Origin of the sequence: Mizugakiibacter sediminis, assembly GCF_000953855.2 — a bacterium.
In the GTDB taxonomy this organism is placed as follows: Bacteria; Pseudomonadota; Gammaproteobacteria; order Xanthomonadales; family Rhodanobacteraceae; genus Mizugakiibacter; species Mizugakiibacter sediminis.
In genome coordinates, this window is sequence record NZ_DF970239.1 from 89,767 (window position 1) to 97,592 (window position 7,826).

The 7,826-nt window shown below is 70.7% G+C and carries 7 protein-coding genes, 1 tRNA gene and 1 pseudogene (1 of these 9 running past the window's edge); 5 read left to right on the forward strand and 4 right to left on the reverse strand.

Going from position 1 to position 7,826, the window contains the following annotated elements:
• The first annotated feature begins 462 nt into the window (after positions 1–462).
• The 4 genes and pseudogenes from MBSD_RS12110 to arsC all read left to right on the forward strand — a co-directional run bounded on the left by MBSD_RS12110 (position 463) and on the right by arsC (position 3,722).
• Entirely contained in the window at positions 463–1,353 is an 891-nt protein-coding gene (locus MBSD_RS12110; protein ID WP_062537559.1) for a segregation and condensation protein A, read from the forward strand.
• Positions 1,322–2,029: pseudogene (gene scpB / locus MBSD_RS12115) on the forward strand (SMC-Scp complex subunit ScpB); the annotation flags it as partial. The gene MBSD_RS12110 and the pseudogene scpB, both read left to right, overlap by 32 nt.
• Positions 2,030–2,040: 11 nt before the next feature.
• On the forward strand, positions 2,041–3,363 hold the full coding sequence (locus MBSD_RS12120; protein ID WP_062537560.1) for a pseudouridine synthase: 1,323 nt from the start codon (positions 2,041–2,043) through the stop codon (positions 3,361–3,363).
• Positions 3,364–3,371: 8 nt separating this feature from the next.
• Complete coding sequence (arsC, locus tag MBSD_RS12125) at positions 3,372–3,722, forward strand: arsenate reductase (glutaredoxin) (protein ID WP_062537561.1); 351 nt, start codon at positions 3,372–3,374, stop codon at positions 3,720–3,722.
• 22 nt (positions 3,723–3,744) lie between these two features.
• On the opposite strand, the gene MBSD_RS12130 is transcribed toward arsC, so the two are convergent.
• The 3 genes from MBSD_RS12130 to MBSD_RS12140 all read right to left on the reverse strand — a co-directional run bounded on the left by MBSD_RS12130 (position 3,745) and on the right by MBSD_RS12140 (position 6,728).
• Positions 3,745–4,560: an amidohydrolase gene (locus MBSD_RS12130; protein ID WP_237071802.1), complete on the reverse strand. Its 816-nt coding sequence runs from the start codon at positions 4,558–4,560 to the stop codon at positions 3,745–3,747.
• Complete coding sequence (locus tag MBSD_RS12135; protein ID WP_062537563.1) at positions 4,557–5,702, reverse strand: pyridoxal phosphate-dependent aminotransferase; 1,146 nt, start codon at positions 5,700–5,702, stop codon at positions 4,557–4,559. Before MBSD_RS12135 ends, MBSD_RS12130 begins: the two co-directional genes overlap by 4 nt.
• A gap of 69 nt (positions 5,703–5,771) precedes the next feature.
• Positions 5,772–6,728, reverse strand: a complete 957-nt coding sequence (locus MBSD_RS12140) for a LysR substrate-binding domain-containing protein (RefSeq protein WP_062537564.1) — start codon at positions 6,726–6,728, stop codon at positions 5,772–5,774.
• A gap of 120 nt (positions 6,729–6,848) precedes the next feature.
• On the opposite strand from MBSD_RS12140, the gene MBSD_RS12145 reads away from it, so the two are divergent.
• Entirely contained in the window at positions 6,849–7,424 is a 576-nt protein-coding gene (locus MBSD_RS12145) for an FMN-dependent NADH-azoreductase (protein WP_062537574.1), read from the forward strand.
• Between the two features lie 281 nt (positions 7,425–7,705).
• Here MBSD_RS12145 and MBSD_RS15650 read toward each other — a convergent pair.
• Positions 7,706–7,826, reverse strand: a tRNA-Ser gene (locus tag MBSD_RS15650) (it continues 171 nt past the right edge of the window).

Sequence of the window (7,826 nt, forward strand, 5' to 3'; positions counted from 1 at the left end):
GGCTGCACGCCCCCGCATCGCCCGCCACGTTGCGCCGCGCCGGCGCGCCCGCGCAGAGCGGGTGAAAATTTTGGTCCGATTGCGCCCTCGGACGTTCGCCTCGCGCCGCCCGTCTCCTCGGGAGCGGCACGCGGGCCGCATCCCCGATCGACAGCGGATGCTGGACTTGCGCGGCACGACCCCGTAATCTTGCCAGGCAAGGGTGGGGTTCGGACGGCGAGAGGCCGCCCGGGACTAACGCGCAAGGCCGTACCGCCGCCTCAGCGGCACCTCGATCGAGAAGCATCCGGATCTTCGGACGCCGCCGCGAGCACGACGCAAGCGACCTGCCGCGCCTCCCCGACGGCGGACACGAGCGTTCCGCCGCCTCCGGACCCGGCAGTGCCGGATCCGCCTGGAATCGTTGTACCGGATCGCCCAAGCCAGGCCGCGGCGCGCGGCCGTCTTGATTACGAGTGCCTGATGAGCACCGAGCCAGCCGAGGTCAGCGCGGCCGATGCGCCGCATGGCGTGTTCGCGCCGGTTCCGCAGCAGCAGGAAATGCCCCTCGCGGTGGTCAAGGGCCAACCGGTCCTGGAAATGCCGCAGGATCTGTACATCCCGCCGGATGCGCTGGAGGTGATCCTCGACGCGTTCGAGGGACCGCTGGACCTGCTGCTGTACCTGATCCGCCGCCAGAACCTGGACATCCTCGATATCCCGGTTGCCGAGATCACCCGGCAATACATGGACTACATCGAGATGATGCGGGAGCTGCGCCTGGAGCTGGCGGCGGAATACCTGGTGATGGCCGCGATCCTGGCCGAGATCAAGTCGCGGCTGCTGCTGCCGCGGCCGCCGGCCGAGGAAGGCGCTGAAGAGGATCCGCGCGCGGAACTGGTGCGCCGCCTGCAGGAGTACGAACGCTTCAAGAAGGCGGCCGAGGACATCGACGCCCTGCCGCGCATGGAGCGCGACACCTCGCCGGCGCAGGCGTACGTGGCCGACCGCAACGTGATCCGCCTGCCGCCGCCGGTGGAGATGAAGGAACTGCTGCTGGCGCTCAAGGACGTATTGCGCCGCGCCGAACTGTTCGGCCACCACGCGGTGAAGCGCGAGGCGCTGTCGGTGCGGCAGCGCATGGGCGACGTGCTGAAGACGCTGGGCGACGGCGTGTTCCACCGCTTCGAGAGCCTGTTCGACGTCAGCGAGGGCCGGCTCGGCGTGGTGGTGACGTTCCTGGCCTTGCTGGAACTGGCCAAGGAACAACTGATCGAGATCGTGCAGGAGGCGCCGCTGGCGCCGATCTACCTGAAGGCGCTGGCGACAGCCGATGACCAAGATGGAATTCAACCAACTGAAGCGCATCGTTGAGGCCGTGCTGCTGGCGGCGGCGCAGCCGCTGTCGCTGGCGCAGATCGGCGCGCTGTTCACCGAAGAGGAAGCGGTCGGCCACGAGGAACTGGCGCGCGTGCTGCAGTCGCTGCAGGAGGACTGCGCCGGGCGCGGCGTCGAACTGGCCGAGGTGGCATCGGGTTTCCGCTACCAGGTGCGCCTCGACGTGCACCCGTGGGTGGCGCGCATGTGGACCGAGCGTCCCAGCCGCTACTCGCGCGCGCTGCTGGAGACGCTGGCGCTGATCGCCTACCGGCAGCCGATCACTCGCGCCGAGATCGAGCAGATCCGCGGCGTCACCGTCTCCAGCAACATCATCAAGACGCTCGAGGAGCGCGAGTGGGTGCGCGTGGTCGGCTACCGCGACGTGCCCGGCAAGCCGGCGCTGTTCGGCACCACCAGGGCGTTCCTCGACTACTTCAACCTGAAATCGCTGGACGAGCTGCCGACGCTGGCCGAGATCCGCGACATCGACGACATCGAACCGCAGCTGCGTTTCGAAGACGGCGACGCGATCACCGCGCGCATCGACGCCGGTCCGCAGGACGAAGCCGTCGACGAAGCCGGCGCCGATGCCGCTCCGGACGCCGGCGACGCCTCCACCCCCACCCCCGATACCGACGACGCGATCGTCGTCGGCGACGCCGATACCGAGGAGAACCGCGCATGAATGCGCCGCCCCGCAGCCTGCTCACGCTGAAGCGCCCGCGCGCCGCAGAGACCGCCGCGCCTGCGCTGGAGGAGCGCCTGCACAAAGTCCTGGCGAACGCCGGGTTGGGTTCGCGCCGCATGCTGGAACAACGCATCCAGTCCGGCGAAGTGATGGTCAACGGCAGCGTCGCCGGCCTGGGCGCCAGCGTGCGTGCCGGCGACCGCGTCGAACTGGACGGCAAGCAGTTCGTCGTCGCCACCGACACGCGCGACGACGCCGAGGTGCTGATCTACCACAAGCCGGAAGGCGTGGTGACCACGCGCGAAGACCCGGAAGGCCGCCCCACCGTGTTCGAGCAGTTGCCGCGGCTGAAAGGCGCGCGCTGGGTGGCGGTCGGCCGCCTCGACATCAACACCACCGGCCTGCTGCTGCTCACCACCGACGGCGAACTGGCCAACGCGCTGATGCACCCCAAGACCGGCATCGAGCGCGAGTACCTCTGCCGCGTGCACGGCGAGGTGCCCGACGACGTGCTGGAACGGCTAAAGGCCGGCGTGATGCTGGAGGACGGTCCGGCGCGCTTCGACGAGATCGCGGTGATCAGCCGCAGCGGCAGCCACGGCTGGTTCCGCGTGGTGATCCGCGAGGGTCGCAACCGCGAGGTGCGCCGCTTGTGGGATTCGCAGGGCTTCCTGGTCAGCCGCCTGAAGCGCATCCGCTACGGCAGCCTCGAGTTGCCGCGCGCGCTGCGCCGCGGCGAATGCGAAACGCTGGACGCGGAAGCGGTCAAGGCGCTGCGCCGGCAGGCCGGCCTCGGCGCGCCGCAGCCGACGCTGACCCTGAAGCCGGTGCTGCACCAGCGCCGCGCCACGCCGCGCGGCGTCACCGAGGTGCGCGCGGAACGCAGCGCGCCGCAGGCCTGGACCGGCGTGTATCACGGCGAGGCGCGCGAGCTCACCGCCTTCGACCGCATCCGGCCGGAACCGCCCGCTCCCGGCCGCGGCAAGCGTCGCGGCGGCGGCCGCGAGGTCAACGGCAACGTCGCGCGCCCGGAAAAGCCGCGGCGCAAGAAGAACCGGCGCGGCGTCGCGCCCGGCCAGGAGCTGCCGTCCGTGCGCAGCTGGTTCGCCGGCGAAACGCGCGGCGGCGGCGGTCGCGGCGCGGGCGCTCCCAAGCGCGGCGGCGGTCCCGGTGGCGCGCGCGGCGCGCACGGACAGGGGCACGGCGGCATGTTCCAGCCGGGCGGCGCGCGTCCGCCGGGCAAGCCGAAGCGCGGCCGTCCGGGCGGCCACAAGGGCCGCGGACATGGCGGCCAGGGCGGCCGCGGCCATAACTGAGCGCGGCCGTGGGCAAGGTACGCATCTTCCACCATCCGCGCTGTTCCAAATCGCGGGCGACGCTGGCGCTGCTGGAAGAGCGCGGCTTGCGGCCGGAGATCGTCGACTACCTCTCGACGCCGCCCGGCGCGGCGGAACTATCCGCCATCCTCGACCGGCTCGGCATGCAGCCGCGCGAACTGATGCGCCGCGACGAGCCCGAATACCGGGAACTCGACCTCGACCGGCCGACGCTCAGCCGCGACGCGCTGATCGCCGCGATGGTGGCGCATCCGCGGCTGATCCAGCGCCCGATCGTGCTGGCCGACGGCAAGGCCGCGATCGGCCGGCCGCCGGAAGCGGTGCTCGAGATCCTGTAGACGCCGCGCGCGACCGCGCGGATCAGAGCAGCGTGAAGGCGTCGGCGTCCATCCACGCCGGGAAGCGCTCGCGGTGCGCCAGCAGCGCCTGCGGGTCCAGTGTCACCGTCGCCAGCTGCGCCACCGGTCCCAGTTCGACCAGCGCTTCGCCGAGGAAGTCAAGCACGGCGCTGTCGCCGGCGTAGGGATGGCCATTGCCGTCGGTGCCGACGCGGTTGACGCCGGCGCAGTAGCAGAGGTTCTCGATCGCGCGCGCGCGCAGCAGCGTGCGCCAGGCCTGCCGGCGCGGCGCCGGCCAATTGGCGACGAACACCAGCAGGTCGTAGTCCATGCCGCCCGCCGCGGCTTCGTTGCGGCGGTTGCGGATCCATACCGGGAAGCGCAGGTCGTAGCAGACCATCGGGCAGATCCGCCAGCCGTTCAGTTCGACGATCAGCCGCTGCTCGCCGCCGGCGTAACGCTTGTGCTCGTCGGCCATGCGGAACAGGTGGCGCTTGTCGTACAGGTCGAACGTGCCGTCCGGCCGCATCCACAGCAGGCGGTTGACGCACTTGTCGCCGGCGCGCACCACCAGGCTGCCGGTGATCACGGCTTTCGCCTCGGCGGCGAGCGCGCGCAGCCAGGCGATGCCCTCGCCGTCCATGGTTTCGGCGTTGCCCAGGGTTTCGTTGGTGAAGCCGGACAGAAAGGTTTCCGGCAGCACGACCAGGTCGCTGCCGCGTCCGCTCAGGCCGTGCACCAGCGCGCCGTAGTAGTCGCGGTTGCCGGCCGGGTCGTGCCAGCGCGTGTCGCCCTGCACCAGGCTGACGGTCAGCGGCCGCAGGCTGCCCGCGTTCACAGCGCGCACAGCCGCTCGGCGGCCGCCTCCAGAGTGGCATCGTTCTTGGCGAAGCACAGGCGCACCAGCCGCGATTGCGGCGCCGTCTCGTAGAACGGCGTCAGCGGGATCGCCGCCACGCCGCCCTCGCGCACCAGCCATTCGCAGAAGTTGATGTCGTCGGTGTCGCGGATCGCCGTGTAGTCGACGAGCTGGAAATAGCCGCCCGGCACGTCCAGCAGTTTCAGCCGCGACGGCGCCAAGAGCCCGCGGAAGCGGTCGCGCTTGGCCTGGTAGAACGCCGCCAGCTCGAGGTAGTGCTGCGGCGCCTGCTCGATCATCTCGGCGAAGGCCCATTGCGCCGGGTTGAACGTGCAGAAGGTGAGGTACTGGTGCACCTTGCGGAATTCCGCCGACAGCGGCTTCGGCGCCACGCAGTAGCCGACCTTCCAGCCGGTGCAGTGGTAGGTCTTGCCGAACGAGCTGATCACGAAGCTGCGCTCGGCGAGCTCGGCGTGGCGCAGCACGCTCTGGTGCGCCGCGCCGTCGTAGACGATGTGCTCGTAAACCTCGTCGGAGAGCACCAGGATGCCGCTGGCGCGCACGATTTCCGCCAGCGCGTCGAGGTCGGCGCGGGTGAAGATCGCGCCGGACGGGTTGTGCGGCGTGTTGACCATGATCATGCGCGTCTTCGGCGTCACCGCGTCCCTGACGCGCTGCCAGTCGACGGCGAAGTCCGGCAGCCGCAGCGGCACGTGCACGGCGCGGCCGCCGGCGAGCTCGATCGCCGGTTCGTAGCAGTCGTAGCAGGGATCCAGCACGATCACCTCGTCGCCCGCGCCGACGCTGCAGGCGATCGCGGCGAAGATCGCCTCGGTGGCGCCGGAAGTGACGGTGACCTCGGTGTCGGCGCTGATGCGGCGCCCGTACAGCCGCTCGGTCTTCAGTGCGATCTGCTCGCGCAGCGGCGGGATGCCGGTCATCGGCGCGTACTGGTTGCGGCCTTCGTTCATCGCCCGGCTCAGCGCGTCGCGCAGCGCCTGCGGCGGATCGAAATCGGGAAAGCCCTGGCCCAGGTTGACGGCCTTGTGCTCCAGCGCGAGCTGGCTCATCACGCTGAAGATGGTGGTGCCGACCTTGGGCAGCTTGGTCTGGATCTGCATGGGCGTCCCGATTTGGATGGCCAAACGCCGGGCATGCTAGCACGTTGCCGGCGGCCGCATGCCGCCGCTTCAGAGCTGGCGCACCTTGCACTCCTCGTGCTTGCGCCGGGTGGCGTCCGGCAGGCGTTCGGCCAGGAAGTCGACGAAGGCGCGCACCGCCGGCAGCAGGCCGCGCCGGCTGGGATAGACGAAGTGCATGGTGCCTTCCGGTGCGTTCCACTCCGGCAGCAGCACTTCCAGCTCGCCGCGCGTCACGGCGGGCGCGCAGACGAACTCGGGCAGCAGCGCCACCCCGATGCCGCGCCGCGCGGACTCCAGCATCACGTTGAAATCGCCGCAGATCAGCCGCGGCTGGATCTCGACGCTGACGCGCTCGCCGTCGGCGCCGATCAGTGCCCAGGTCTGCACGCCATCGTGCTCGAGCGTCGACAGTGCCGGCAGCCTGGCCAGGTCCTCGGGGCGCTGCGGGCGGCCGTGCTGCGCGAGCAGCGAGGGGCTGGCCACCGGCAGCACGCGCGACATGCCGAAGGTGCGCAGCACCAGCGAAGCGTCGGCGTCCAGCTTGTGGCGCACGCGGATGGCGACGTCGAAACCCTCGCCGATCAGGTCGACGCGCCGATCGCTGGACAGCAGCCGCACCTGCACCTTGGGATGCTGGGCGAGGAAGTCCGGCAGCACGTAGGCGACCACGGTCTGCGCCAGCGATATCGGGCAACTGACCCGCACCACGCCGCGCGGTTCGGCGCGCAGCTCGTCGACGGCCTCCTGCGCGGCGCGCGCCTCTTCCAGCACCGCCCGGCAATGGCCATAGAAGCGTTCGCCCACCTCGGTGATCACGAAGCGCCGGGTCGTTCGTTGCAGCAAGCGCACGCCGAGGCGTTCCTCCAGCTGCGCGATGCGCTTGCTCAGGCGCGACTTGGGCAGGCCCAGCGCCCGGCCGGCGGCCGAGAAACCGCCGTGCTCGACCACCATCGCGAAGAAGTACAGGTCATTCAGGTCCTGCATGGCCCCCAGGGGGAGATGCATCGGCGTTTCCTCCAAAGAACGATCCATTCCATTCTTGCCGGCTTATCGATCGATTGTCCATCCCATAGCTTATATCGCGTGACGGCGCCCGGCGGGCGCCCGGACTGCGAAGAGGTCATCATGAAACTGCTGCATATCGATTCGAGCGCCCTCGGCACCCACTCCGTTTCCCGCGAGCTCAGCGCGGCGATCGTCGCCCGCCTGCGCCGCCAGCACCCGACGGCGGAAGTCGTCTACCGCGACCTCGCCGCCGAACCGCTGCCGCACTGGGCGCCGGCTGCCGATGCCACCGATCCGGCGGTGCGCGCCGGCAGCGCGGTGCTGGACGAGTTTCTCGCCGCCGACGTCGTGGTGATCGGCGCGCCCATGTACAACTTCGGCATCCCCAGCCAGTTGAAGGCCTGGATCGATCGCATCCTGGTCGCCGGCAAGACCTTCCGTTACACCGCCCGGGGACCGGAAGGGCTGGCCGGCGGCAGGAAGGTGATCGTCGCCTCCGCGCGCGGCGGCATCTACAGCGACAAGCCGGCGATGGACTTCCAGGAAGCCTACCTGCGCCACGTGCTCGGTTTCATCGGCATCGGCGATGTCGAGTTCGTGCGGGCGGAAGGCCTGAACATCAGCCCCGAGACCAAGGCCGAGGCGATCCGTTCCGCACATGCCGCGATCGAGGACGTGGCGCGGCTGGCGGCCTGAGCGCCTCCGCGTCCGCACGCGCTCCCGGCGCGCGCGGTCGAACCCGCGTGGCTTCTCGCCCACCCTCTCCGAAACGCCGACGGCCCCTCGCGGGGCCGTCCGCGTTTCCGGCGGAGAGGGTGGGATTGTGCAGGCCGTCCACGGCCTGCATCCGCGCCTGTCGGCGCGGACCGCCTCCGCGTCCGCACGCGCTCCCGGCGCGCGCGGTCGAACCCGCGTGGCTTCTCGCCCACCCTCTCCGAAACGCCGACGGCCCCTCGCGGGGCCGTCCGCGTTTCCGGCGGAGAGGGTGGGATTGTGCAGGCCCTCCATGGCCTGCATCCGCGCCTGTCGGCGCGGACCGCCTCCGGCGTCCGCACGCGCTCCCGGCGCGTGCAGTCGAACCCGCGTGGCTTCTCACCC